This is a genomic window from Bradyrhizobium sp. Ken51 (genome assembly GCF_055807435.1).
This window is the reverse complement of the sequence record NZ_JBVVPB010000005.1, coordinates 293,113-318,448: the sequence shown is the minus strand read 5'-3', so window position 1 is coordinate 318,448 and position 25,336 is coordinate 293,113. Positions and strand designations below refer to the sequence as shown.

Annotated in this window: 22 protein-coding genes; 1 reads left to right on the top strand and 21 read right to left on the bottom strand. The window is 57.0% G+C overall.

Going from position 1 to position 25,336, the window contains the following annotated elements:
* Positions 1-417: 417 nt before the first annotated feature.
* From AC0L27_RS12600 to AC0L27_RS12575, 6 genes are all read right to left on the bottom strand, one after another.
* Positions 418-1,455, bottom strand: coding sequence for a glycosyltransferase family protein (locus tag AC0L27_RS12600; protein ID WP_473319272.1), 1,038 nt, complete (start codon positions 1,453-1,455; stop codon positions 418-420).
* A 107-nt stretch (positions 1,456-1,562) separates the two neighbouring features.
* Positions 1,563-2,288, bottom strand: a complete 726-nt coding sequence (locus tag AC0L27_RS12595; RefSeq protein WP_473319270.1) for a polysaccharide deacetylase family protein — start codon at positions 2,286-2,288, stop codon at positions 1,563-1,565.
* Positions 2,285-3,451, bottom strand: a complete 1,167-nt coding sequence (locus tag AC0L27_RS12590) for a glycosyltransferase family 4 protein (RefSeq protein ID WP_473319268.1) — start codon at positions 3,449-3,451, stop codon at positions 2,285-2,287. The genes AC0L27_RS12595 and AC0L27_RS12590 overlap by 4 nt, the downstream gene beginning before the upstream one ends.
* A gap of 638 nt (positions 3,452-4,089) precedes the next feature.
* Entirely contained in the window at positions 4,090-4,947 is an 858-nt protein-coding gene (locus tag AC0L27_RS12585; protein WP_473319266.1) for a glycosyltransferase family 32 protein, read from the bottom strand.
* Positions 4,948-5,024: 77 nt separating this feature from the next.
* Positions 5,025-6,398 carry an O-antigen ligase family protein gene (locus AC0L27_RS12580; protein ID WP_473319264.1) on the bottom strand — a complete coding sequence of 458 codons (1,374 nt, stop codon included), beginning with the start codon at positions 6,396-6,398 and terminating at the stop codon, positions 5,025-5,027.
* A gap of 99 nt (positions 6,399-6,497) precedes the next feature.
* Positions 6,498-7,505: a glycosyltransferase family 2 protein gene (locus tag AC0L27_RS12575; protein WP_473319262.1), complete on the bottom strand. Its 1,008-nt coding sequence runs from the start codon at positions 7,503-7,505 to the stop codon at positions 6,498-6,500.
* A gap of 529 nt (positions 7,506-8,034) precedes the next feature.
* On the opposite strand from AC0L27_RS12575, the gene AC0L27_RS12570 reads away from it, so the two are divergent.
* On the top strand, positions 8,035-8,790 hold the full coding sequence (locus AC0L27_RS12570) for a class I SAM-dependent methyltransferase (RefSeq protein WP_473319260.1): 756 nt from the start codon (positions 8,035-8,037) through the stop codon (positions 8,788-8,790).
* 239 nt (positions 8,791-9,029) lie between these two features.
* On the opposite strand, the gene AC0L27_RS12565 is transcribed toward AC0L27_RS12570, so the two are convergent.
* The 15 genes from AC0L27_RS12565 to AC0L27_RS12495 all read right to left on the bottom strand — a co-directional run bounded on the left by AC0L27_RS12565 (position 9,030) and on the right by AC0L27_RS12495 (position 25,329).
* Complete coding sequence (locus tag AC0L27_RS12565; RefSeq protein ID WP_473319294.1) at positions 9,030-10,010, bottom strand: glycosyltransferase family 8 protein; 981 nt, start codon at positions 10,008-10,010, stop codon at positions 9,030-9,032.
* A 63-nt stretch (positions 10,011-10,073) separates the two neighbouring features.
* Complete coding sequence (locus AC0L27_RS12560; protein ID WP_473319258.1) at positions 10,074-11,054, bottom strand: glycosyltransferase family 2 protein; 981 nt, start codon at positions 11,052-11,054, stop codon at positions 10,074-10,076.
* A 17-nt stretch (positions 11,055-11,071) separates the two neighbouring features.
* Positions 11,072-12,214 carry a DegT/DnrJ/EryC1/StrS family aminotransferase gene (locus AC0L27_RS12555; RefSeq protein WP_473319256.1) on the bottom strand — a complete coding sequence of 381 codons (1,143 nt, stop codon included), beginning with the start codon at positions 12,212-12,214 and terminating at the stop codon, positions 11,072-11,074.
* A complete protein-coding gene (locus tag AC0L27_RS12550) occupies positions 12,211-12,375 on the bottom strand; it encodes a hypothetical protein (protein ID WP_473319254.1) in 165 nt (54 codons plus the stop codon). Before AC0L27_RS12550 ends, AC0L27_RS12555 begins: the two co-directional genes overlap by 4 nt.
* Before the next feature lie 275 nt (positions 12,376-12,650).
* On the bottom strand, positions 12,651-13,166 hold the full coding sequence (locus AC0L27_RS12545) for a UDP-N-acetylglucosamine--LPS N-acetylglucosamine transferase (RefSeq protein ID WP_473319251.1): 516 nt from the start codon (positions 13,164-13,166) through the stop codon (positions 12,651-12,653).
* A 185-nt stretch (positions 13,167-13,351) separates the two neighbouring features.
* A complete protein-coding gene (locus AC0L27_RS12540) occupies positions 13,352-14,209 on the bottom strand; it encodes a glycosyltransferase (protein ID WP_473319249.1) in 858 nt (285 codons plus the stop codon).
* 155 nt (positions 14,210-14,364) lie between these two features.
* Positions 14,365-15,390 (bottom strand): NAD-dependent epimerase/dehydratase family protein, encoded by a 1,026-nt coding sequence (locus AC0L27_RS12535; protein WP_473319247.1) that lies wholly within the window; start codon positions 15,388-15,390, stop codon positions 14,365-14,367.
* Positions 15,363-16,541 (bottom strand): DegT/DnrJ/EryC1/StrS family aminotransferase, encoded by a 1,179-nt coding sequence (locus tag AC0L27_RS12530; protein ID WP_473319246.1) that lies wholly within the window; start codon positions 16,539-16,541, stop codon positions 15,363-15,365. The genes AC0L27_RS12535 and AC0L27_RS12530 overlap by 28 nt, the downstream gene beginning before the upstream one ends.
* A gap of 97 nt (positions 16,542-16,638) precedes the next feature.
* Positions 16,639-17,136, bottom strand: a complete 498-nt coding sequence (locus tag AC0L27_RS12525) for an acyltransferase (protein WP_473319244.1) — start codon at positions 17,134-17,136, stop codon at positions 16,639-16,641.
* Between the two features lie 25 nt (positions 17,137-17,161).
* Positions 17,162-18,664 (bottom strand): lipopolysaccharide biosynthesis protein, encoded by a 1,503-nt coding sequence (locus tag AC0L27_RS12520; RefSeq protein ID WP_473319243.1) that lies wholly within the window; start codon positions 18,662-18,664, stop codon positions 17,162-17,164.
* Between the two features lie 22 nt (positions 18,665-18,686).
* The gene (locus AC0L27_RS12515; RefSeq protein ID WP_473319241.1) at positions 18,687-19,751 is read right to left on the bottom strand and encodes a Gfo/Idh/MocA family protein; all 1,065 of its coding nucleotides are present in this window, start codon (positions 19,749-19,751) and stop codon (positions 18,687-18,689) included.
* A 289-nt stretch (positions 19,752-20,040) separates the two neighbouring features.
* Positions 20,041-20,553 carry a glycosyltransferase gene (locus AC0L27_RS12510; RefSeq protein WP_473319239.1) on the bottom strand — a complete coding sequence of 171 codons (513 nt, stop codon included), beginning with the start codon at positions 20,551-20,553 and terminating at the stop codon, positions 20,041-20,043.
* Positions 20,554-21,390: 837 nt separating this feature from the next.
* Entirely contained in the window at positions 21,391-22,707 is a 1,317-nt protein-coding gene (locus AC0L27_RS12505) for an HlyD family type I secretion periplasmic adaptor subunit (RefSeq protein ID WP_247282837.1), read from the bottom strand.
* A gap of 107 nt (positions 22,708-22,814) precedes the next feature.
* Positions 22,815-25,028, bottom strand: a complete 2,214-nt coding sequence (locus tag AC0L27_RS12500) for a peptidase domain-containing ABC transporter (RefSeq protein WP_473319238.1) — start codon at positions 25,026-25,028, stop codon at positions 22,815-22,817.
* Positions 25,006-25,329, bottom strand: a complete 324-nt coding sequence (locus AC0L27_RS12495) for a hypothetical protein (protein WP_473319236.1) — start codon at positions 25,327-25,329, stop codon at positions 25,006-25,008. Before AC0L27_RS12495 ends, AC0L27_RS12500 begins: the two co-directional genes overlap by 23 nt.
* Positions 25,330-25,336 lie beyond the last annotated feature (7 nt).

Genomic DNA, 25,336 nt, shown 5'->3' with positions numbered 1-25,336 from the left:
CGCATCGCGCAAATTTAAATAAGACGATAATTCCTCAGTTTGATCAAGCACTCGTGCATCGCATTGAAAAAGGCCCAAGAGAACGAACGAACATATACCGACGTATGAGTGATACGAAAATCGCCGTCATCGCCGGCTGACAGCGCGCCAAAAGCGTCGGCCCGCGCCTCTACGAAGAAAAACCAATTAAATATTCACTTTCGATATTACATCCCGCCAAATACCTCCGCCGACGGCTCATCGCTTGGACAAGATGGGTCACGATCACTTCGCCCGCGGACAATTAAGAGCAACACGGCATTGCTTATTCAGGTCAATTGCCGCTGAAGCGGAACGACAATCTCCATGCCGACGGATTCCTCCGCACAACAGCGCGTTCAAATCCGCGGCTGAGGTGCTGATGGGGATGGTCGCAGATCAATCGAGCTGTTGCAGTCCGGGCGCGGCATCCGGCCGCCCTGTCTTGCCTTTGGCGCCGTCGAGCAAACCTGCGAACGCGACTCTTCCGGCCGACAAGGAGCCTTTGAGCATGTATCGTACTGCGAGCAACAGTCCGACCCCGAAATGGCAGATCCAGCGCGATCCCGCAAAGCGCCGGGCATAGACAATGCCATTGCGGGCGGACAAATAGATCGAGAGATGCGAGCGCTTCTCGGGAGCAACGGCCGAGCCGATGGTCGTTCCTCCAATATGACGAATGATGGCTTTGCTCGCGAAGCCGATGCGGTGCTTTCCCCGCCGCCGTCCCCAATCCAGATCTTCCATATAGAGGAAATAGTCCTCGGCCATGAGACCGACGTCTTCTACGAATGCTCGCGTTGCAAGAACGCACGCTCCGCTTACCGCATCGATCCGGCCGAGGTCTTCGTGAGAGGGTTCACTGCCAATTGGCGCATTCCTTCCTAGGGCAACAACACGGCCTGTCGTTCGAGACCAACACAGTCCGTAGTTAATGATCTTGTCGGGGGTGTTGTGGAAGACCAGGCTTCCGCCCACCATGCCGAACCCCTCAGTAGACTTGGCAATCAATTCAGACAGACCACGGCTATCCACTTCGGTATCGGGATTCAGGACAAGCACTGAACCCCAGCCGGGTACGCCAAGCAACGGCTCGAGCCACGCGTTGACGCCACCTCCGTAACCGAGGTTATCGATTGCGAGCCCAACTCGGACGGTATTCGTGCGATCCTGAAATCGGCATCTGACCACTTCGGCCAGTCTATTCTGTGGCTGGTCAAGAGTAGCCGATGCATCCGAAATTCGTTGCAACGTTCGATCCGGTCCCACGAGCGCAGCCAGCAGTTTTTGGTAGGCTGCTTCCCCGCCGTTTTCGCAAATGAAGACCTCGAACTGATCCCAATCCGAACGAGCGAGCGACTTCAAGCAGCGATCGACGTCGGCGACATTGCGGTAGGACACGATGATGACAGCAAGGTTGACGCTAGCGGCCGACATAGCCCAGACACCCTCTCATTTGCCTTCGACGATGAAGAGCGACCATTGCCGAGGTAAACGCTTGCGCAGCTTCGAATACGACTTCCGACAGACCCGCCCCGGAGAAGTTATCGATATCGCCAGCACATCAGGAGACGATAGAGCCCAAGCTTCGTACTGATCCGCCAGCCAAAGCCGCGCATCGCATCCGGATTAAGCAAATGCTGGCGCATGTACTTCGCATCCATATTGTTCGTCAGGCAAAGGCGGGAATAGAGGAAGGGCTCGAATCCGCGATGATGCCCAAGCTGGATTGTAAAGAGGTGTGTGTAGCCCGCCCTTAGCGCCGCCTGCCAGACGCGTCGGGAGAAGCGCCCGTATGGAAAAGCGAAAAGAGTAACCTCTTGCCCGAGGCGATCCTCAAGCATCGACTTCGACACCCTAAGCTCGCGGTCGAGGTTTGCATCCGAGACAGTCGTCAAATCGACGTGGGCCATGCCATGTGAGCCGATCGCAACGCCACCCCTGCCGAGCTCCTCGATCATGCCCCAGCTCATACGTCCGGGCGAGCCTACCAGGTCTACCGGGATAAAAGACATGAAACCTGGAATCCGACCGGTCGTCATGTAACGAGCATAGACATGCGTGTAGTCAGAAAGAAATCCATCGTCGAAGGTTAAGAGGACCCCACTGGTGCGGCTCACCTTCGGATCGGGGCAATGCCTCAGAAAACTCTGAGGCGAGACGAGCCCATTCGAGCAAAGCGAGAGATGCGCCTCGAACGCGTCATGCGTCAGGGACCACGCATTTGAAGGCGAGGCTTCCACCAGCTCGTGGTAGTTCAGGACAATCATAGAGTTTGTATCAGATTTGAGACGCGTTGGGCCCAAGCCTGCCAATTCAATCGGACCTCGAAGGCATCGCGGCTCGATTGTCTCAGGCGGGCCAGCCCATCCTGATCCGCAAAGGTCTCGAAGATGATGCGCGCATAGTCCGCCGCCTTCGCATCTGGCGGCAACAAGATGCCGGTCTCTCCGTCGCGGATAGCACAGGAGACACCACCGGTGGCAGGCGCGATGCTCGGTACGCCGTGGGCTGCCGCTTCGCAAAACACGATTCCGTAGCAATCTGCCCGGGTCGGCAACAGAAAGAAATCCGCGTCGCGATAGAGGTGATCGAGGCGGTCGCGCTGTTCGCGATCATTCTTGTTGAGGTAAGGGATGATCGTCAGGCCATCCTGGTTGATAGGCTTGGGCGAAGTGCATCCGCAGATCACGAGCTCCGCCTCCAGGCCCCTGCCCTTTAGTTCGGCGAGAGTCCCGATCGCGATGTCCGCGCCCTTCTCTTCCCAATTGGCACCGATAAAGAGGAGCCGGCACGGACCCGGCTTGCGGCGCCCCAGTACAGACTCACGCTTGGGTGCTTCCTTGAGGTTGGCGCCCCAGGGAATGACATGCACCCGCGTGCGGTTGGCGCCGTAATCTCTAACAGCAGATTCGGCCGCCCATTCCGACGGGTAGAGGACAAGATCCGCGCGTGCGATTGTATCGCGTTCCAGGCGTTCAGCTACCTCCCGGGCGTTGCGCGTCAAATTCCGATAGTTCGGATGGTAATTGTCGACCAGCCGAAAGGTCGCGTCAGACACATAGACGAGCGGAATGCCCTTGGGCACTCCCCAGGCGAAAGTGGAGCCGGCGGGCGCGAACACGAAATCGGGCGAGGCAGCGCGGATTTTGCGTGCAGCGTCCGCGGCATATTGTGCAACGACAGGTCCCGCATGGAATGGAGAGAGGCCCCGCCCGCGAAAGGCCCGGCGAACCTTGGAATACGTCTTGTAAAGAGGCAGGATCGGTGCGCTCAGGGGACCGATTTGGATCACCTCATGACCTTCGGCTGCGAGCGATTCCGCCATATGAAAGGGAGTGCCGGACCAGAACCTGACTTCGCTTGCGTCGCCGATAGTGGCGAAGCCGATCCGCCGCACCGTGTGGCTGCCGGAAAGGTGGCACTGCCTCATGTTGTTCCCGTACACGGCGCACACAACCGTAAAAGGAGCATAGCACCTTTCGGGGAGACGCGTTCCGCAATCTTTCGCGCTAATTGAATGATGGCCCTCCCGGCACATTCTTCCCTCCTCGCCCCGCAGGCGAAGCTGAGAGACATCGAAAACTCGACGACCCCTGCTGAGAGATCCCGAAACGATTCCGCGCGAGGATAAAGCATTCTAAAAATCCGATCTTATTCCAGCCCGGATCGAAGAGGCCCATCGGGCGCGGGCATCGCAGACAACAGCGCCTCAAGACGAGTCTCGATGTCCTCAGAATGGCAAAACCTACGATCATACCTGCAATTCGACAATAAGGCCGTACTGCTCCATCCGATCGGACTCTTCAGGACTCGGCGCTGTGTCGCAGCCCCGCCGTGTCGGCGGCCCTTTATACTATCCGAATATTATTTTTGTAATGCAATACATTTAATTCGGATCATAACCTGACGTACCGCCGCAGAAAGACCGCTCGAAGCTCCGAATTGGGGACTTCGCCTGCAAACGTGACCCATTGTCCCGGGCGCAAGATCTGCGTTCGTAATCCTGCCACTGCCCCCTCCAGTAGGGATTGGTACGGGGCTCAAAGCGCCCATATGGCTTGGTGGAGGCTACGGAGCGGGGCGCAGGGGTACGCCAGGGGACTTAAAGTGGCGGTATACATTGCGTACCTGAGAATAGATATGATGCGCTGGAGTGGAAAGCCATCCGTCCATAGAAACTATGGGGTCCGAGAGCGACCCGTAATACCTGCCAAAAAGATTAGAATGATCGCTATATATGTTGAACTGCAGTGACAGCTCCGTCTCGTTTGCGACCATGCGGTAACTGTTCCTACTCATCAGCGGCTCGATAGCCAGCGTATACGCTATGGGACCCGTTGTTCTCCAGACGCCCTTGTTTCCGACGCCATGCACCCACGATCGGTAACTCTGAATATTCATCAGAACGCGCTCAATCACTGCCTTCAAAAACGGATGACCCGCCGCGGCAATGATATGCCACTGTTGCAATTCGCGTTTCCTGTCGGCGCCAAACTCTTTGTGCACGCCCCAGCCTGCGTGCGGCTCTCCAGGGCTATTCCGCCAAAGCGACAGAATGAACCTGTCGTCCGATCGGATGACTCCGTCGAGCGGCTCGACAGTTGTGCTTTTGATATCGAGATAGACGCCGCCGCACTTATACATCATTAGATAGCGAAAGAGATCAGCCTGCGCCGCTCCATACTGCGGATTGATCTTGTGAAACAGGTTCGCGATTTCTGGGCCATAATGCTCGACGATGAAGCTATCGATCGCTCGATCGTCGTACAGTCGGTGCTCCCAGCCGGGGTTCATCGCTTTGATGGCTCGTATATTGTTTGCCAAGCTGACCGGTAACGGATTCTTCGAGAAATATACTTGATGAATAACTCGCGGGATCTGAACCCCAGCGTCAAAAGTCGGAGTTCGAATTTCATGGATGGCCATGACCTCTATCCTTGGCTCGAACTTTCCCTGGCGTGCGAGCCACGGCCTCGCAGCAAAACTCGCTTCCGCCAATTGAATCAAGCCTCCGCCGCTCTCGCGGCTCTCTCGCGCAGTACCGCGATTTCCGCGAGGTTTGCCCGCATTCCGGCAAAGACAGCGATAAGGATGAAACAGATTCCCCAAAAGTGAACTATGAATCCCACAAAAACGACAGTTGCGATGACAATTCCCAGTGCCACCGACAACCGTCCCTCTTCAGCCGTGAGATGAGGCGATCTATCGATCGCACCAAGCCAGCATGAGCTCACAAGTGTAAAAAGGATTAGCGCGCTTCCTGGAATTCCATAGTTCATTGCGGCGCCAAGCCAAAAGGCATCCACGCTCGCACTCACAAGCGCGCCGTGAGACTGCCAATTCCAGTCGCCGTTCAGACCAATCCCGAAGATCGGCGAAGCGAGTACGACAGGTCCTCCCGCCTCCCAGATCGCCTGACGGTACCAGGCCGCCTCGGCACCCACGCCGCCAAGGCGCACGAGTGTTACGACAGGCTTGCCCGAGAAAGTGAAAACAACAACGAGCAGAACGGTAACAGCCAGCCCAACCAGCTTCCATCGCTTTGTGTAGCGAGGCGTTGCTGCATAGAGAATCGCCAGAGCAAATCCGATTACATAGGCCAGCAATGGACTCCGCGCCTGAGAAACCAACACACCGACGAGCGCGATGCCCGCAACAGCCCAGCCGAATACCCGAGTCCTGAACGTCGTGAAGGCCAAGGTCCCGAACCAAACGCAGACGGCCCCGAACAATATCGAATGCTCCATTGGACCCATGGCGCGAATGCCCCCGTTCCTAAAGAACGTTTCGGACCTCAACGCCAAAGCGTCCTCATAGCTAGGCTTCACATAACCAGTAATGCCTTTGATGAAGTCGTAGGTGAACGGCCTGTCGGTCAGAGGATCAAGAAGCGCGACACCGATAACGACAAGAATGAGCTTGCAGGAGAAGCGTGCGACACGCACAGTGCTGTCACCCGGACCGAGAAGATAGCGGAAACTCAGATATGCACCGGTAAACGAAATTGCCTCTATCCCAGCTCCTTTAAGACCCGTGAGACCATCCATAACGGTGGCGGCCAACATCATCCAAATGGCCGCAAGCGGAGCCACGATATCCGAGGGGACGCAGACTACAGTTCCCCTACTTCGCTGGGAAAGTCGCGAGATCGCAGCAATGGACATAACGAAAATCAGAACTCGAGCGACGGTGAGGCGAAAGTCCCCGATAAAGAATGACAGACCCTCGGGCAGAAAGATCGTGACCAATAATAGTTTGAGGTATAGTTCTGAATTTGAAGGCGAACCTTCTGCCGCCCGCCTAACGAATCTCTGCTGCCGATCCTGCAGATAGGCAAGTTGAAAACCCGGGTCGAATTCCAAGCTCTTACGGTTCAATGCGAATACCTCGAATTCCCAAGACATTCCGCCAACAAGAAGCAGCGCTCCAAATCGAGACGCCGCGGCAAGTCAACTATTCCATCCTGAACAAGCACTTCATTTCGTCGTCTCCAGGGGAATCGCCAGGAAGTCGCGACGTAGCCGACTCGTCACGCTGGGTGGCATCAGCGCGTAGGCAAGCGCCTTGTAATAGTACCGATCGGCAGGATGCAGACGAGCACATTGGCAAGCCGTCTTAAGGGCTAATAATCGACGGTCTGACCGACGTAAATCCAGTACGCTGTTGATGAAATGGGCAGCGATATTGTTGTCCAGCAAGCTGTTACGGGACCTTGGGCTTCTATTATCACCCTGTTGCTCGAACCGCAGACCTCGCCGCTCGCACGCTCTCCTGAAGGCCTCACCCTCGAACTCCTTTCGCCGCGTTGGCGCACGTCGAGTAAGCGAATTGGGAAGAATGCGGTAGGCATAAAGACACTCGCCCAACACAATCATTGGATGCTCTTCGCCAATTCTCAATATGTAATCGTAGGTCTCGGCAACCTGCAACGAAGGCTCGAACCGCACATGGCCGACCAAAGACATTCGAAACATTCCAGTGGGATCCAGAGCAGGCATTCGAAAAGCTCTATTCTCAGATCGGCAGTGGTCTTCGCTCTTCGGTGAAAACACGGGGGCCATAAATGTCCCATTAATGATAAGCTCGTTACCGCAGAATACGGCAGCCAAATGCGGCCTGCTTAGCAGCGCACGAAGTTGCCTCTCGATTCTGGTAGGATAACTGATGTCATCCGCGTCTTGAATTGCGTAGTAATCGCCGCGGATCTGATCGAGCGCCCGATTGATAGCCACAGGCTTGCCTGAATTCGCCTGATGGATCACGCGAATGCGCTCGTCGGTCAGCAGATCCCGAATTGTGTCGAAGCAGCCGTCCGTGCTGCCATCGTCGACAACAAGGATCTCCAGCTTCCTGTAGGTCTGATTAATTACGCTCAGCAGCGAAGGCCGCAAATATTCTCCTGCATTGTAAACGCACATCACAACAGTAACGAGGGGCTGTTCAGCCATCCCTTCAGCTTTGGGCGAATGTGCTTGGGACGCCATGAAGAGCTCCTGATCATGAGAGGATGTTGTTGTCTTGGTTTCGACAGGCCGGCATATCCAACCAGGGGTCCCGCCCTTGAGCCGGAGACACTGATTGACATTGCGGCAGGGCGCAAAGCGAGTTGCGGACCACGGACTCCCGTCTCGAGACAAATTGCGCGCTCCCTCGCGCGCGCACTCGCATGATCGACCTTTGGCATGATCTCTCGGTTGTTTCGCCCGGAAACTGGTATCCCTAGACCCGGCTGCCCTTTGTAATCTCGACATTGGGTTATTTAATCACATTAATCTGCGAAATAAAATAGATTTTGTCCAAGCACGGCGATTATCTCCAAGATCGATCGACGTCCGCTGGCCCGGGTTCGTTCACACCTGATTTCCATCGATTCCAGCGCGAATCCGCCCGATAGCGCTGCAGGCCGGCGCAGTACAATATTCAGCATGACGGGGATTAATATCTCGTTTACTTCATGCTAGACTAAATGACGTTAAAATAGCCGTGCTTGGGATTAAATATGGAGATGGCGTGATGGTCACAGTTTCTTCGCGAACGTTAGAGATCGCGCGCGATTGGAAGAGCACAAATTATTACGACAAAGCGGAGTCCGATGCCTGGACCGATCCGTTTTGGAAGCCCGGGACGGAATTCCGACGCCTGTTCGATAAACTGGATACGGCACAGACCGTGGAACTCGCGTGCGGGCACGGCCGGCATTCCGCTCGCTTGTTGAACATGAAACGCGATCAGGCTGCGCCTCAATCGCTCGTTCTGCTCGACGTCGTCGAGGAGAACGTGCTGCATTGTAGGAGAAGATTTTCGGACGTTTCAGGGGTGAGCGTGCATACCATTAGCGGCTACGATTTTCGTCCCGTCCCGCATGGCTCCGTCTCCGCGATATTCTGTTTTGATGCAATGGTGCATTTTGAGTATGACGCCGTTTCTTCCTACCTCCAGGATACTTGGCGTATTCTGAGACACGGCGGCCGGGCACTGTTTCATCACTCGAATTTGGACAAATATCCCGGTTCGGATTACAGAAGTAATCCTCATTGGCGCAATTTCATGAGCAAGAATCTGTTCGCGCATGCGGCCGCTAGATCCGGATTGCGTGTCCTCGAGCAGGTTACGATAGATTGGGACGAGGCCCGCGACTTGGACTGTCTGACTCTTGTCGAAAAGGGGCAGGATCGTTCGCTAAACGTGGAGACGCCAACATCGCACGGCGCGGGTAGCCTGCTAACTCGTCTGGCGGGCAGAGCCAGGCGCATGGGGTTCCAAAAATAGAAATGGATGGGCCGATCCACAATGTGAATAGCCGGCTCGCCGCCACTGTCATCGTTCACGCGATCGCCCGGAGCAAGGCATCTTCCGACGAAGCCTCTTCGCCGGCTTGCCATCCGGCCTCCGGGTCTCTCTGATCAAGTCGACCAGGCTTTGCAACCTCGAACCTTCGCTCGCGGCGAGTTGAGGCCGGACACGGCTTCGAGAGAACAGCGACTTGAATCCCGCCCGGACGGCAGTGCTCACTTGGGCATTGGCCGACTCTCGCGATTTGGGAGCGGAGACGCTGTTCGACTATTTGAGCTCGTCTGATCAAGCTGGCGATCAACCATCGCGCCCGACCGAGTTGATTTGCCTCGTCTCGCCTCCCTGAACCTTTTTATGCGCGACCAGCCGATACGGAGCGTGCTCTCCATTTTATCCATGGAGCTACGCGCGAAGCGCGTGCGGCCTCGGAATGAGTCGTACAATGCGGCATTCGCGTTGGGTACGCCAGGTCTCCAAGGTTTATTCCAGGTCGTGAAGTGAACGATGCTGGGTTTGCACTCGCCTGCCAATTCAGAGACGTCGAGGTCCGTGTTGTAAGCTAGATAGTTCCATCGGGAAGTGAGCCTTTTCCAAAGGCCATCGCACGCAACATTCAATGCGTCTTGATCCGAGTATGGCGATTCAGGATAGCGCTTGAGATAGTCTAACGCTGTCTCGGAGATCTTCGCCTCTCGCCACTTGTGGAGGTCTATTAGAAGTACACCGGCGTTAAAGTAATCTCGCACGCGGGGTACCGCTCCACGGACGGTTTGATTTTTGAGCTGAGAATCGAGGCCATCCAGGACCGCGCCCAGAACATTTCCCCCGAGATCTGTTGCGCAGAGCGCCTGCAAGTCATCAAGAGCGAGGAGATCGGAGTCGAGATACAACACTCTCGAGACGGTATCCGGAAAGATACGGGGGATAAGGAAGCGGGCGTAGGTGACTTTTGAGATATACCTGATGGTCGAGAACTCTCGAAACATCTCCAGGTCTACTTCGATCCATCGGATCGACGCAGAACCGCGCGGGAGAGAGTCGAATATTCTCTTTCGAATGCGCTCGGAAACGCCGTCGACAAGCACGTGAAACTCGAACGGTTCGCCGCGTCTATCCGTCTCCACAATTGACCGCAGGGTCGTTGCAAGTGGCATAGCATAGCGCCGGTCACAAGCGAGGACGATTGGACATCGCATCTGTTTTGATTCCATAAGGAAACGAAATGATTGTTGTCGACCCCGCGCGCCGGGATGTATTCGTCACTCCAGCAGCCTGCGTGGCGCTCTTCTGATAGCGGACAATGCCCATTGACGACCCTCTTTGCCTGGAATCTTCAGTACTCGCCAAATTGGAGGAAAGTATCGCAACCGGCGATCCATGGTCATCGCTTCGCGTATGTAGCAAAGGCCGTCCCTGAGGCGACCACGTCGCAGCAATCCGATCCCGCTGCGAAACACCTGATGAGCCAGTCCATAGCGCGCCTGGGCGCGTAAACCTCGCGAATTCGGAACGCGATCCTCGCAATCGTCAAAGAAGCTCTCGAATGCGAGCAGGCACTGCCGATAATCCAGTATCCTCTTGGCGAAGTAGGCGTTGGACATCGCCGACGAATGCTTCCGATAAATTCCCTGCACCGCATCGATCTGCGCAACTGTGCCGTGCGCGGCAAAACGTAACCACATTTCCATATCGCCGGCGTGAGGGAGCGATGTGAGGTATCCGCCGATCGCCTTCTGTGTCCGTGTCCGCACGATTGCGGTCGCTGAGGGAACGTCATTTCTGGCCGTGGTGCACATCTCCTTTATCAGATCTTGCCGTGTCCAAGAATGAGTCTCGCTCGCGGGTAACGCAGGAAACGGCAAATCGTCAAACCAGAGGATGCATTCTCCATATGTAAGAACAACGTCGGAGTTTGCGTCCATGATCTCCGTTGCCCGCTGGAGGGCTCCGGAAACCAGCAGATCATCAGCGGACAAGAGCAAGAAGTATTCGGATGATGCCCACGCGATTCCTTCGTTGAACGTATTGATGTGACCATGATTGCGCGAATGCGCTCTCACCGTCACCCTCGGGTCGCTTTGCTCCAATTCCCTTGCGACTGACACCGAATTGTCCGAGGAGCAGTCGTCGATGATAAGTACGCGCAAATCCGAAATGGATTGGCTGAGAATGCTCGACACGCAAGCCTCAAGGAAGCGCCCATAATTGTAACAGGGGACAACAATATCGACCTTCGCCATTCCCGTTATCCTGACTATCAAGCTATTCGGATATGCTGCAGCAGGGCACCGATGACTTGATTGATATCCTCCTGGCTCATTTGCGCGTAAATCGGCAGCAGTATCGATCGATCCTGCGCGAGTTCGGATTGACGGAGATCATGGCGCGGCTTCCCATTGGCGTAAGCGGGTTCGCGGTGCGAGCACATGATCCCCCGTCGTGTCGCGATTCCCTTATCGAGCAGGCCTTGCATCACGGTGCGCTGGTCAAGGTGGTCAGGCAGACGCACGCAATAGCTTTGCCAATTGGACCTGGCCCACTCGGGCTCCTCCGGTACGCGCAGCCCCTCGAAATTCGACAGTAGCTCGGTGTACCTGGCAGCGATGGCGCGGCGGCGCGCCACCAGTTGCGGAAGGCGTTCGAGCTGTTTGCGACCGATCGCGGCTTGTATGTCGGTCATGCGGAAATTGTACCCGACGACCAGATAATCCTCGAAGATTACTAGAGGCGAACCATGCCGCACCGTGTCAGGGACGCTCATGCCATGTTGGCGCAACAGTCTGAATTTGCCATCAAGCTCCGGATCGGCGGTGGTCAGCATTCCGCCTTCTCCGGTTGTGATCACTTTCCGAGGATGAAAGGAAAAGCAGCCGATGCGGCCACGCGGTTTTCCAATCGACTCCCATTGCCCGTTCATGCGGATTTTACTGCCGGCAGCACACGCCGCATCCTCGATCAGGACAATGCCGTGGCGGTCAGTTATCTCGGTAAGTGCTGCAAGATCGCAAGGCATGCCCATTTGGTGGACGGCGATGATCGCGCGCGTTCGCGGAGTTATCGCTTCCACCAGCCGGGTGGGATCGATGTTGTAGGTTAACGGATCGATGTCTACAAAAACGGGTGTTGCGCCTTGAAACCGGACCGAGTTGGCCGTTGCGATGAAAGAATGACTCGGTGTGATCACCTCGTCACCGGGGCCGATGTCCAGCGCCGCCAGCGCGAGCTGCAGGGCTGTGGTACAATTTGATACAGCGCATGCGAAGGGTGCGCCGACCAGGGTCGCGAATTCTTGCTCGAAGGCGGCGACTTGCGGACCTTGCGACACCCAGCCCGATAGGACGGCTGCGCGCGCGGCACCAGCTTCTTCGTCGGCGAGGAGCGGCATTGCGATCGGGATCACGATGCAACCGCCTCTCGCGGGCTAACCGCAGCGAGCTTGCGTTCCACGCGCCGCCACTTCACGAATTGCGGCGGGCCCTGCTCCAGCGCACTGCTGGCGGCCCGATTATTCGGCAGGTGCTCCGCCTCCATTACATGCGCGCCGGCGTGAGATTCTTTCATTTCCACTTCCTTTGACGAGGTCCGATGTCTAGAGCTGCGTTGCACGCGCGTCGCCACGCTGCGGATAAGCTTAGAATTTGAAGGCGCGTGCCTGGGATATCTGCGTCTCTGCTACTCCACATTGCTCGTTTCCACCCACAACAATGGCACTATCCGACAAACCAATGCGTGCGGTCGTGCGATGCTTGTGTGCCGAGTCGCTCAGCCCTATTGGCACTCATCAACCGTGTGGATGAAGTGCTCAAGATATCTAAGCGTTCTGCCCATCGCGAAGCTCACAGCACCGCGCCTGTGTAGTGGGGTCCATCGGGTCGCGCCAGATGAGGCCATTGCGTTAGCCAGAGGTCGGCGCAATGGCCAATTCGGTCTCCCGACATCGAAAGCTGCTCAACGTTGGCGATGCTGTCGAGCCAGATGGTGCGCGCACCCATCATTTGTCCGAACCGCAGCGCCAAATATCCCGGAGCAGCACCCGTCGAGACTACGATGTCCGGCTTTTCATTCCAAACGATCCAGGCGATTCTGCGCGCTGCTTTCAACAGTGCGATCTTGGTCCAGCGGTTAGCATCGTTGACGAGGTAGAACTTGTGGTCGGGCACCTGCGTGCGATAAGATTTATGGACGGTGACGAACGTAACATCGCAATGCTCGAAAGCGGGTTTGATCCGCAACAGCTGCACCCAATGGCCCCCACCCGAGGAGACTGCCAGCACTTTCGGCCGTACGTTGCGTGACTGCTCCGTATTGGGGTTCAGCACCGTGTTGTGGTGAAAGACCGGGCTCCGAAGCATTGGCTGGCCTCCCTAAGATGCTGCAAGATTCGCGAGCTCCCCCTGAACGAGCGGATCGAAAGCCTCGAATTGCTTGCATTTATTATTAAATTACCATTTAAATTAACAGGCGGGGTATTTAAAATCAAGCATTTATGGCGCGACCCGTTCGATTTTCCTATCACGCGCCCAACCGAACTGGCGCCTCATTTGATCGAATCCGGCAGCGCCACCCGCGAAGTCTCGTCTCGTTGCCAGAGATGATCTCCAGGTCGGCCGCCTGTGGTAGCGTTACATCGAGCAGCAATGTTGACACAGCAATAGATCAACAAGCCGAGCCACAATCGAGGTTCTTTGAACAGTGTGACGAGTGTCCAGTTATTGGCCGCTCCCTTGTTTGCGCGCAGCTCGGGAAAGCGCCGGGCGAGCTCGAATGTTCCCCTATAGGCCCGTGTTCTGACGGTGACGAGCTGCAGCAGAGTGCGTGGGGCGAACACCGTGGACCTCACGCAGGCCAGAGTCTCCCGCTCTTCCCGTCTGAACTGAAGTCGGACATAGGTGTCATCAGCAGTGATGTCTGGAAATTGGCCGAACCGCCTGCGTCCAGCCTCGGACAAGGCGTACACGCCTGAACCGCCGATTCCCTCGCGCGAGGACGGCAGCCGTGACCGAATTCCGAAGTATTTGCGAACCAGCCAGGAACAGCCCGCCAGATTGATCTCTGCCGTAGGCGCCACCGCCAAAACGTCACCTACATTCAGGCGTCTTGCCAAAGCTAGAATGGCATCAACGGTAATAACAATATCGGCGTCAGCATAAATTCGCGGAAACATGTCCGCGATTTGATCACCAAGGTTCAGAGCGTGGGTCTTCCTTGCGGTGTCCGACTCCACAACTTTGACAGTTGGGCCGAAACGCCGGGCGACATTCGCAGTGTCGTCTGTACAGCCGTTACAAACGACGACAACGCGCAGCTCGTCCGAAGCTGGCTTGCCAACCCATTGGCTCAACGTCCGTGCAATCACGGAACTCTCGTTGTGAGCTGGGACGACGATCGAAATCATGGCGGGCCCGGTGGAATGAATCAGATTTCCGTACCTCTCTGAGGCGGCCGCAGGGTCCATCAGTCTCTGCGGCGCATCCCCTGCTAGAGCTGCTATCCGCGGCACCAACGAAATCTATTCAGATGGCGCGGCCGCGCGTTCTGCCTCAGCCGCACTCACGATGCTGCTGCCTGTCGCTGACGGTCCGAAGCGAGATCGCGTTCGGATCGCCACCATTTTACGAGATCGGCGAGCCCCTGCTCAAGCGAGACCGTGGTGCGGAAACCAAGCAAACGCTCTGCCTTGCCCGTCGACGCCAGCCGTCGCGGCACCGGATTGACCGAGCGCTCGGGCGCGAATTCGGGTGTCAAGCCGCGGTGTCCCATCACGGACGCAAGCACAGTCGCCAGCTCGGTCAGACTGGTTTCAGTGCCGCTCCCGACGTTAAAAACCTCATCAGTAATCTTGGCCCTGGCCGCAAGGATATTGGCACGCGCGATGTCGCGGACATGGACGAAATCCATGGTCTGGCGGCCGTCACCAAAAATAATCGGAGGCAACCCGGCTTCCAGGCGCTCCATCCAACGGATCAAGACCTCGGTGTAACGTCCGTGGATATCCATGCGGCTGCCGTAGACGTTGAAATATCGGAATGCCACATAGTCGAGGCCGCTTACATCGTTGAAGGCCCGCAGGAGCCCTTCGTTAAACGCCTTGGCAGCCCCATAGAGAGTTCGGTTGTTGTACGGATTCTGCCGCTCGGTCGTCGGAAACTCCTCGGCCATGCCATATACGGACGCCGACGACGCTGCGATGATCTTCTCGATATCGTGCTTGATGCACAACTCCAACAGGTCATAGGTGGCATCCACCATGACCTCCTTGGCAAGGCGTGGTTCGGCCGCACAATGAGTGATGCGGAGTGCGGCCTGGTGGAAGACGATATCGGCAGCCTTGACCAACGCTTCCATCAGCTTGCGATCTCGGATGTCGCCGTGAACCAATCTCACCGGCCCACGCCCGAGCGCGCGCCGGAGATTTGCCGGCCGGCCTCTTATCATGTTGTCGATGGCAACAATCTCGATGCAGCCCTCATCGCAGAGCAGATCAACGATGTGGGAACCAATGAAACCTGCGCCGCCGGTGACCAGAACGCGTTTTCCCTTGAGATCGATCAAGACGCCCTCCTGCTGTGGGACCATGTCATGACGTGTTGTGGATGCTCCGCTCGATTGCTGACGGCTTCGCTGGGCTGCAGCGCCGCCGCGTTCCTCAATGTCGAGACAACTTCAACCGCCTGTTCCGGCAGCAACTCCGGATAAATGGGAAGAGAGAGGAAGTCGTTGGCCAGCATCTCAGTGACGGGGAGATCACCGGCACGATAACCGAGGTCCGCATAGGCCGTCTGCAGATGCACGGGAACGGGATAGTGGATCCCGGCGCAGATGCCGGCGTCACGCAACAGCGTCAGCCCCTCATCGCGGCACGGCAATCTGACCGCATAGACGTGGTACACGTGACGGGCGTGGTGGGGAGGCTGGGGACGCGCGAATGGCAGATCAGACAGCAGTGCATTGTATCGCTCGGCGAGCGACCGACGCGCTTCCGTCCAACGCTCGATGTAGTCCAGCTTGACGTTCAGTATCGCGCTCTGAATTTCGTCCATGCGATAGTTGTATCCGGGAATGACGTGATTGTATTTCGTCTCCTGTCCCCAATCCCGCAGCAGTGACACGCGGCGCGCCAATTCAGGTCGATCGGTTACGACGGCCCCACCCTCGCCAAAAGCTCCAAGATTCTTGCCGGGGTAAAAGCTGAAGCATCCCAGATCGCCAATCGAGCCTGCGCGACGTCCGCGGTATTCCGCGCCATGCGCCTGCGCGGCGTCCTCGATGACGACGAGACCGTGACGACGCGCGATCTCCATGATGGGATCCATGTCGGCCATCAGCCCGTGGAGATGGACCGGCAGGATCGCTTTGGTTCGTGGTGTTATCGCAGCTTCGATCGAGCCGGGATGCATCGTCCATGTTAACGGGTCAACGTCGACAAACACGGGCCTGGCGCCGCTGTAGAGAATGGCTGCGGTTGTCGCAACGAACGTCATGGACACCGTGATGACTTCGTCGCCGGGTCCGATGCCGGCCGCCAACAAGGCAAGGTGAAGCGCCGAAGTTCCGCTGTTCACCGCGCGGCAATGGGCGGCCCGGCAATACTCCGCAAAGCGTTCCTCGAAGGCAGCCACCTCTGGGCCGAGCACAAAGTGACCGCTGCCCACGACTCTCGCGACCGCGGCGTCGATCTCCGGCTTGATCTGGCTATATTGGGCTTTCAGATCCAGGAAGGGTATCAAGATTCAACACCTTGGATGGAGTAAAATTGTATAAACAAATTAACTCGCATTATTCTATTAAATCAAGCATTAAATTAGATACCGTGCACATCTAGATTTAAACTGGTTTATCGCCCAGAACGGTGTTCTCAGTTCCGAACAGAAGCCGAGCGGGCACTCCGGCGACGATGGCGCCGGGCGGAACGTCCTTCGTCACCACCGCACCCGCGCCTACGGAGGCACCCGCACCGATTGTCACACCGCACAGAATGGTCGCGTTCGATCCGATGGAAGCTCCCCTACCGACATGAGTGCGCTGCAGTGTCCAGTCCGACGCTTGCTGAGGACGACCATCCGCGGTCGTTGCCTTCGGGAATTTATCGTTCGTGAACATCACACCATGACCAACAAACACTTCATCCTCGATCGTGACGCCCTCGCAGATGAAGCTGTGGGACGATATCTTGCAACGCGCGCCTATCTTTGCCCCCTCCTGGACTTCGACGAAGGTTCCGATTTTGCTCTCGTCACCAACGGTGCAACCATACAGGTTGACTAGATCGGGATGAAAAATCCTGACGTCCCTACCGAGCTTTACGTCGTTCGTAATGGGCATCTCCGCCTCCAAGAATCGCAAGGCCTCACAGGGCCGAACGCGATGGCCTCAGCTTCGGTGCAACACGGGCCAGACTAGCTGCAGCGAGATGGAGCTGATGCAGCAGCGGGTGGCCGGTCAGCAGCAGCCCTAGGCACCAGCAAAGCGCCGCAGCACACAATCCCGAGGCCAAACCGACAAATGACGTCAGGATACCCTGTTCCGTCAGCGCCGCGCAGCCGAATGTGCCCAATGCTGTTATCGCTGTGACGACCCCACTCTTCATCAGCGCGCGAGTAATGTCCGTTGGCCTAAGGCCTAGGTGCCGGCCGATAAAATAGATCGCAACTGCAGCTTGGAAGGGCAACGTCAAAACGGCGGAGGCGGCGACAGCCTGCACACCGAAGAAGGATGCGCAAAAAATTACAAGAAGCGACGGAGGTAGGGAGATGAAGGAGGAGATCAAAGCGTCCCGCACCCTTCCAACCGCTACAAGCATGGGATAACTCAAGCACGCTGCAAAAAGCGCCATGTTTGCGATGCAGAGCAGCCGCACGAGAGGCACGACCTCCAGCCACGTCTCGCCGAGCCAGATCGCGATGATCGGTCGCGCCATAATGGCCACGAATATCAGGAACGGCCAGTGCGCGGCGGAAAGCAGCTCGATCGCCTCGAGATAGATGGCCTTCAGGTCGTCCCCCGCTTCGCGCCTTGCGACAATCGCCGGCATGATCACAGGGTTCAATACTTGCGTAACGAGCTTGTCGAACGTTTGCGTTAGGTTAATCGCGCGGCTGTACAGACCGACGGACATAAAGTCCAGAATTCTTGCAAGGAATAGCTGGGGCGCCAGATTGTAGAAGACGTTGATGACGCTAACCCCGCTAGCATAAAGGCCAAAGCTGACGATCTCGCGGTATTTGAGGAGCGAGGGACGCAGTGCGTTTAAGTCCCGATGACTGGCGAGCAGCGCCAAGGTCAAAATCACGCTTCCCGTCAGGGCTCCCCAGACCGGCGCCATATAGCTGAATCCCGCCATCGCTAGCCCGATCGAGACCAGAGCAACAGCCACACCCGCGGCGAAGTTGCAAATGGCTAACGTGCCGAACTTCATGTCCCGGCGCAGCAAGGCCGAAATTGTCCCCGAAACTGGTGCCAGGAAAAAATTCATCGCCGACACCTCAATGCCCCTCTTGAGACCGTCCTGGGCGAAAAGATCTGAGAGCGCGCCTGCAAGAACAAACAGAAGAAGCGCTATGGCCACTGAGATCCCGAGCGAGATGGTGAAAGCTGAGCGAACATCGGCTGGAGATAGATCACGCTTCTGAATCAGATAGTTTCCGCCCCCGAACTCCTGAAAGGATGCACCAATTACCGCGGTGACGGCATTGACGACCGCGTACACTCCGAATTCCGCGGGCGATAGCAGACGAGAGAGAACCGCGGTAGCGACCAGGAACAGCACAAGACTGCCATAGCGATCGACCGCCGAAAACAGGATGGAGCGTTGTACCGCACTAATCGCAAGACCGTCGCGCTGTTCGCGCATTTGAATATCGCCCGCCAATGATTCAGACCGTTGCCGTCGCACGTTCCGGGACCCTGCGCGGCTGGCGTTTCAGCAGGACCGGTTTGCCATGCTCGGCGATCGAGCGGGATGCAGCCTCCAGGACCTCGATCACCCGCAGTCCGGACATCCCACTTGAAATCGGTCGCGTCCCGCTGCGCACACAATCGATAAAGTGGTCGACCTCGACCTGCAGCGCTTCCTTCGGGGACACGTGGGGAGCCCACATATCGCCAGCCCGATAACCGATCCGGAATTGATGGGCTTTGTCGGAGGGGCCATCAACTGTGATGCCCTTGTCATATACCTTGATCTTTTCCGTCGGTTCAAGATCGTCGTAAACGATCATCTTCTTGCTGCCTCCGATGAACGTCTGGCGGACTTTGATTGGCGAGAGCCAGTTGACGCTAATGTGGGCTACAAACGCGCTATCGAAGAACAACGTTATATGAGCCATGTTTTCCGGCGAGCCGACCACATGGCATGATCCTGTCGCCGAAACGGCAACGGGCTGCTCATCGAAGATATAGTGGATGATCGAAATATCGTGCACCGCCAAGTCCCAGATCACATTGACATCGCTCTGGAACAAGCCGAGGCTCGCGCGTGTGCTGTCGTAGTAGTAGACACTACCGAGCTCTTTCTTGACCAAGAGTTCGCGGATTTTCCGCACCGCGGGCGTGTAGATGAAAGTGTGGTCCACGCTCAATATCAGGCAGCGCCGAGCCGCCTCATCGATCAGGCGTCGGGCCAGATCTGAATTTTGTGCAAGCGGCTTCTCCACCAGAACGTGCTTGCCCGCCTTCAGTGCGGATAGAGCGAGTTCATAGTGTGTATTAACCGGCGTAGCGATGGCCACGGCATCGACGGCAGGGTTCTTGAGCAGCTCGTCGCAGGAGGACGTCGTTATCACCCCCGGATAAAGCCGCTTGCTTGCCGCGAGCTTTTCCGAATCAAAGTCGCATACGCCGACTAGACGAACCGAGGGATGAGCAGCGAAATTGCGGACCAAGTTCGGTCCCCAATAGCCGTATCCGATAACTCCAATTCCTATTGTGTCGTTCGACATAACTGCACCAGTGGTTTGAAATCGGGTTAAATGTAGAATTTACTTGGCTATGGCTTTCGGCTGCTCTGGCGATAGCCGAACTGCTGGCCATACCCAGTCGAAAATGAACGCCGGCACACGCGCAGTGTATCTCCGACATTCCATCTCACGATCATGGAGGATACGTCGAGCATGGCTGCGCGTTCATTCGGCAGTCCTCGTTGTTGGAAAATGCACCCCTTCCATCATCGTTCCGGCGCGACCGGCGAGGAGAAGAGGCTCGACTGTCTTGTAGCTCCATATTAACCGCCTAAGCTGAAGCGCTGGTAGGTTGTGAACGGATATGTCCCGTTTCAATAAAAGTCCGAATTGTCAGAATCAGCTGTGGTGATGCTTCACCACCAAGGCGCTCGCATCGGTTGAGGACGTCCAATTGATCGAGTTTGTCGGATAATTCCCTTTCCTCGAAAGCGACCTCAATCCGGCCCTGTGCGGCGAACTGTTTTGCCGTTGCGACCTGATGATCGTTTCGGTGTTCGCCCAAGCTCGCACGACGCGGCATGACAATGATTCGCTTTCCAAGTTCGAGGGCGGTGATAATGGAGCCCATGCCTGCATGAGCGATCACGAGGCTTGCCGCCTCAACGCAATTCCTGAATCCACTGGGGTCAACAAATCGTTCGGTGCGGATGTGCTTGCACTGATGCTTTGATGGCCCGATCTGGGCGAAAACATCGCTTCTCGCCCGTGCACCGGCCCAATCGTCGACCGTTTGGATCAGACGGTCAAACTGGACTTGCGTACCGACGGTTACGAAGATCATGACACGCTCCTTCATAGCTAAGCGCTCGGCAAGCAGTCTTGGTCCTGATGTATCGCCGCCACATGCGCTGCCGGCTGCGCATGGCCTCGCTCGCGGTCTCGGTCATGTTTCGAATATCGACGCTGCGCGCGCATCACGGCTCCTGCGAGGAAACACGACCATTCAAATTATTTAATTTTGGTATTTGATTTATAATCTTATAATACAGGGGCGGCTTTTATTTTCAAGTGATTAAACTATCGGGTTTTTAAAATACGTAATCGCTTGCAAACCCCGGGTATTTTTGAATAATTTCGCGTAAGGCGGATTATCGGGGCCAGATAAGCCCTGTTCTCGATTATTATTCTGCACTCAGCGGCCGACGCGCTTTGCAGTCTCGATGCGCAGAACATTCCAGGCGATCGGTTCGCCGCTGCACGTGGCTCTGCCGGGTGTCAGTCCCTTCGCAACACCGGTGTGGCGCGGACCAGGCGACGTTCGTCTTCGATCGGCCCCCGGCCCGCGCCGTGACCCCTGTGCAAAGTGAGACAGGCAGATCGCGCATTACCGGAATATGCGGAAGGCCGCCCACCCCCGCAAATACCGCTGATAGCAGGCACCGCTCGTACTCGCATCGGCATTAGCTGGTATCTTCACGCCGCGAGCCAGCAGTCCCGTGCATTCCGTCGGTACTTGAGCCATTGCGGTCCTGTGTGCCATCCGATCCCATCGGATCACGTCGATGGTGCCTCTGCTGTGCGGCCGTCGGACGATGGCCTGCAATCGTCTGCAATTCATGCGAAGCGTGCTGCATGCCGTTGGAATTGCTTTCATTGAATCGCCGTTGGCGCTGAATGCCTAGTACTCCCGGATGCTTTCATCCAGACCGCGAAGCAAGGGGTACAGGAAATAAGAAATCACGGTGCGCTTGCCGACTTTCAGTTCGGCCGTCACCGCCATACCCGGAATCAGTTGAATGCGCTCAGCCGGCAGCCGAAGGTGCGTGTCGGACAAATCGACCAGTACGCGGTAATAGGGAGCTGGCGCGCGGCGCGCTCCTTCGGCCTTCGGATCCGGCGAGAACGTGTCCTGGCTGATGACGCGGACCTCGCCCGTTGCCGTTCCATACTTCTGGAAAGGAAACGCTTCGAACTTGATCCGGACCGCTTGTCCAAGCGCCACCTGACCGATATCCCGACCCTCGACATTGACCTCCGCCTGGAGAGGCACATCACGAGGAACCAGGACAAACAGCGTTTCCGCTTCGCGAACCACCGAGCCGACTGTGCGGTTTGCGATGTCCAGCACCACGGCATCTGCCGGCGCCTGCAGGACGATCAGCTGCCGACGACGGTCGGCTTTCTTCAATTCCTCTGCTGCGCTGTTGCGCTTCGGCAGCGTCTCTGCCAGTTCCTGATAAGTGGTGCGACGAAACTCCTCGGTGAAGACCTTCTGGTCAGCGCGGGCCTTGTCCAGCCGATGGGTCGTATCGGCGATACTGCCACGAACGCGCGCCAGATTGCTCTCAACCTCGAGCCGTGCATCGCGAGACAGTAGAAAGTTCAGCCTCGAACCGACCTCTTTGTCCATCAGCGTGGTGCGCATGGCTTCAATTGAACGCATCGTATCGAGTCGCTGAAGGAGAACCGTCTCTTCGTCCTGCGCTGTCTTCAGATTGGCTCGAGCGGAAGCGATCTGTGCGTCATAGTTCTGGATCTGCGCCTCATAGGCGGCTCTCCTCTGCAAGAACAACTTGCCCTGCAGGATTTGGTCCGCATTTGTGAGCTCCTTGGCGGCATACTCGGTTCCATTCACTTCGGCGCCCAGGCGATCGATCGACGCATCGAAACCAGCCACCCTGCCGCGCAATTGATCGAAATCAGCCTGCGAGAAGGTCGGATCGAGCGTAGCCAGAACGTCGCCGCGGTTGACGCGATCACCGGCCTTGACGTGGATCTCGCGTATGACCGACGTTTCCAACGGCTGTACGACCAGGTTTGGACGTGTCGTGGTCAATTTCCCCTGCGCCGTGACGATCATCTCCACTTGCGAAACGGATGCCCAGGTGACCGCGAAGGCAATTAGCCCAAGCACGCTGTAGAGGGTAAGACGCGCGAGCCGCGGCGGCGCTTGCTGCTCGACTTCGGTTGCATCCGACTGGAATTCGGCGATCACAGGCGCTCGCCTCGGCACCGGCCTGAATAACTTCCGCCGTCGCTCGACCGTTCTGGCCAGGACCAGACCGTTCGTGTTCGCGTCCGTCCGTGGTTGCCTTGGCTCCATCATGCAATCTGTTTCATCTGTTGGTTCCACAAATGCCTGTAGATGGTGCATTTCGACAGGAGGTGGTCGTGGCGATCCACGTCAACGATTCGGCCGCGGTCCATCACCAGGATCCGGCTTGCTTCAGTCAGCATTGACAGCCGATGCGAGACGATGATGACGGTACGCCCTGCCGCCAAACGGCGGAGGTTGCGCTTGATGATCATTTCGCTTTCGGAATCGAGGGCACTCGTCGCCTCATCGAAAATCACGATCCGTGGATTGACGATCAGAGCCCTCGCAATCGCGAGCCGCTGCTTCTGCCCGCCGGACAGGTTCGAGGCATCTTCCTCGAGCATGGTGTCGAAGCCACGGGGCAACCGCTCGATGAACTCGTCGGCGCCTGCGAGCTGCGCCGCAGCGACGACTTCGGCAAATGTCGCGTCCCGTTTTACGCATGCGATATTGTCGCGGACCGTCCCTCGAAACAGGAAATTATCCTGCAAGACGATTCCGAGGTTTCGGCGCAGGTGTGCCAAGTCGAGTTCCCTCGAATCGTATCCGTCGACACGGAGCAGCCCCTGTTGCACCGGATACATGCCCGAAATCAGCCTTGTGAGCGTCGTCTTGCCGGAGCCGCTTCGGCCCACGATCCCGAAGATCGAACCTGGCTCGACGGTGAAGGAGACATCATCGAGCGCCGGCGCTCCCTCAGCTCCGTAGCGAAAAGAAACACTTTCGAACTCGATTTTTCCGGCGAAGTCGGGCCGAAGCCCATCTTTCTTGCCATCTCGCTCAGGCTTCTGATTCATCACCTCGCCGAGCATTTTCACGGCAAGAGCAACTTCCTGGTATTCGTGCACCATGGTCACGAGTTGGACCAGTGGTCCGGAGACCCTGCCGGCCAACATGTTAAACGCGACCAGCGCGCCGATTGTCATTTCTCCAGCGAAGACATCGAGCGCTCCGACAGCGATGATCCCAAGTGTCATGATCTTCTCGAGAAATCCGGTGAGCGCCTGGGCACCGGCGGAAATCTTCTCGACACCGAATCGCATGGTAATCGACTGTGCACAGCGGCTATCCCAAATCCTGCCCTGCACGGGCTCCATCCCCAGCGACTTCACCGTGCGCATACCGTGAACTGTTTCGACGAGGAGAGCCTGCCGCGCACCTTCCGCCTGGTAAAGATCGTAAAGACGTCGCCGGAAAGGGCCCATGAGCAGGCCGACAACAGCACCGCTCGCGGCAGTGAAGGCCAAAACCATAAGCGTCAACTTGACGCTGTAGATCGCAAGTACCGGCAGGAAGACGAACAGCGATAGCGCGTCGAGGGTGGTTAAGAATAGTCGGCCGGTCAGAAACTCACGGATCCGCGCCGCTTGCTGCATGTGCTTGACTAAGACCCCCGCTGCCATGTGCTCGAAGAAGGTGACCGGCAGCCCGAGGAGATGACCGAACGTCTTTGTAGCAACTCGAATGTCGACCTTATTGGTCGCATAAAGTAGCAGGTAGCGCCGCAGAAAGCCGAATATCGCGTCAAAGACGAGTGCTGCGGCCGCGCCTGCCGCGAGTACGTAGAGCGTGGTGTAGCTCTCGTGAACCAGAACTTTGTCGATGACGAGCTGGAAAAAGATCGGGACGACGAGGCCCAACGCATAGAGCATGATGGCGGCAATCGCGACGTCCCTGAACAGTCGCCATTGAAGAAGCAATTCCGGTACGAACCACCGGAGGCCGAAATTTCTGCGCCCATCCTGTGTCAACTGCTCGCGCTTGATCAGGATGGTGTCCCCGGCCCATTGGGCACAGAATCGGTCCCGGTCGACAACCAAGACCTCGTCCTTGCGGTCGGCGAGCGGGTCGAAGACGCTGACGACCTCAGTGCCCTCAGCTCCCAGTCCTGCACCAAGGACAACGATCCAGTTGCCATTGGTTAGCCGCGTCAGCGCCGGATAGGCTTCTCCGAGACGGATCAGCGCACCCCACTCGATTTTCGTGCTTCTCGCGCGCAGACCTGCATCCTTGGCCATGCGCAACAGAAGGTTCAACGAGAGCGGAGCGGCTACGGCATAGGCGTGCTTCAGACGCTCGACCGGCAGGTCGATCCCATGATAACCGGCAATCTTGGACAGGCACTCCAATGCCGTCTGCGTCGCCAATCCAGACGGGTCCACAACCCGGCCTTTCGCGCCACCAGCGGCGTCGATTTCACCGGAAGTTCGAAGAGACATTATGAGACCGTGGCGTGCTGGGCGCGAGCGCATCGCGTACGACCGACGTACTGTTGTGCGACTCAGCTGGCTGATTTCGCCGGACTACGCCGGCGTCGACCAACCCCTGAAGCGCCTTCTGCATCACATCGACCGAATTGGCGAAGGATTCGACCGAAAAGATCAGCCGCTGAGAAAACACGCGTTTCGGGACATTGTTGGCGTCACGCTCCGTCGCTGAAAGACTGACCAGATCGACGCGGACGATGGTTCCGCTAACGGTAATTTCTTCGATTCCGTCGGTATAAAGTTCGGCGTGCATCTGGTAT

What these genes read in the sequence shown, in the direction of transcription:
- AC0L27_RS12600 (WP_473319272.1), bottom strand. Translation starts at nt 1,455, where the DNA reads ATGTCGGCCGCTAGCGTCAACCTTGCTGTCATCATCGTGTCCTACCGC.
- AC0L27_RS12595 (WP_473319270.1), bottom strand. Translation starts at nt 2,288, where the DNA reads ATGATTGTCCTGAACTACCACGAGCTGGTGGAAGCCTCGCCTTCAAAT.
- AC0L27_RS12590 (WP_473319268.1), bottom strand. Translation starts at nt 3,451, where the DNA reads ATGAGGCAGTGCCACCTTTCCGGCAGCCACACGGTGCGGCGGATCGGC.
- AC0L27_RS12585 (WP_473319266.1), bottom strand. Translation starts at nt 4,947, where the DNA reads ATGGCCATCCATGAAATTCGAACTCCGACTTTTGACGCTGGGGTTCAG.
- AC0L27_RS12575 (WP_473319262.1), bottom strand. Translation starts at nt 7,505, where the DNA reads ATGGCGTCCCAAGCACATTCGCCCAAAGCTGAAGGGATGGCTGAACAG.
- AC0L27_RS12570 (WP_473319260.1), top strand. Translation starts at nt 8,035, where the DNA reads ATGGTCACAGTTTCTTCGCGAACGTTAGAGATCGCGCGCGATTGGAAG.
- AC0L27_RS12565 (WP_473319294.1), bottom strand. Translation starts at nt 10,010, where the DNA reads ATGCGATGTCCAATCGTCCTCGCTTGTGACCGGCGCTATGCTATGCCA.
- AC0L27_RS12560 (WP_473319258.1), bottom strand. Translation starts at nt 11,054, where the DNA reads ATGGCGAAGGTCGATATTGTTGTCCCCTGTTACAATTATGGGCGCTTC.
- AC0L27_RS12550 (WP_473319254.1), bottom strand. Translation starts at nt 12,375, where the DNA reads ATGAAAGAATCTCACGCCGGCGCGCATGTAATGGAGGCGGAGCACCTG.
- AC0L27_RS12545 (WP_473319251.1), bottom strand. Translation starts at nt 13,166, where the DNA reads ATGCTTCGGAGCCCGGTCTTTCACCACAACACGGTGCTGAACCCCAAT.
- AC0L27_RS12540 (WP_473319249.1), bottom strand. Translation starts at nt 14,209, where the DNA reads ATGATTTCGATCGTCGTCCCAGCTCACAACGAGAGTTCCGTGATTGCA.
- AC0L27_RS12535 (WP_473319247.1), bottom strand. Translation starts at nt 15,390, where the DNA reads ATGGTCCCACAGCAGGAGGGCGTCTTGATCGATCTCAAGGGAAAACGC.
- AC0L27_RS12525 (WP_473319244.1), bottom strand. Translation starts at nt 17,136, where the DNA reads ATGCCCATTACGAACGACGTAAAGCTCGGTAGGGACGTCAGGATTTTT.
- AC0L27_RS12520 (WP_473319243.1), bottom strand. Translation starts at nt 18,664, where the DNA reads ATGCGCGAACAGCGCGACGGTCTTGCGATTAGTGCGGTACAACGCTCC.
- AC0L27_RS12515 (WP_473319241.1), bottom strand. Translation starts at nt 19,751, where the DNA reads ATGTCGAACGACACAATAGGAATTGGAGTTATCGGATACGGCTATTGG.
- AC0L27_RS12510 (WP_473319239.1), bottom strand. Translation starts at nt 20,553, where the DNA reads ATGATCTTCGTAACCGTCGGTACGCAAGTCCAGTTTGACCGTCTGATC.
- AC0L27_RS12500 (WP_473319238.1), bottom strand. Translation starts at nt 25,028, where the DNA reads ATGTCTCTTCGAACTTCCGGTGAAATCGACGCCGCTGGTGGCGCGAAA.
- AC0L27_RS12495 (WP_473319236.1), bottom strand. Translation starts at nt 25,329, where the DNA reads ATGCACGCCGAACTTTATACCGACGGAATCGAAGAAATTACCGTTAGC.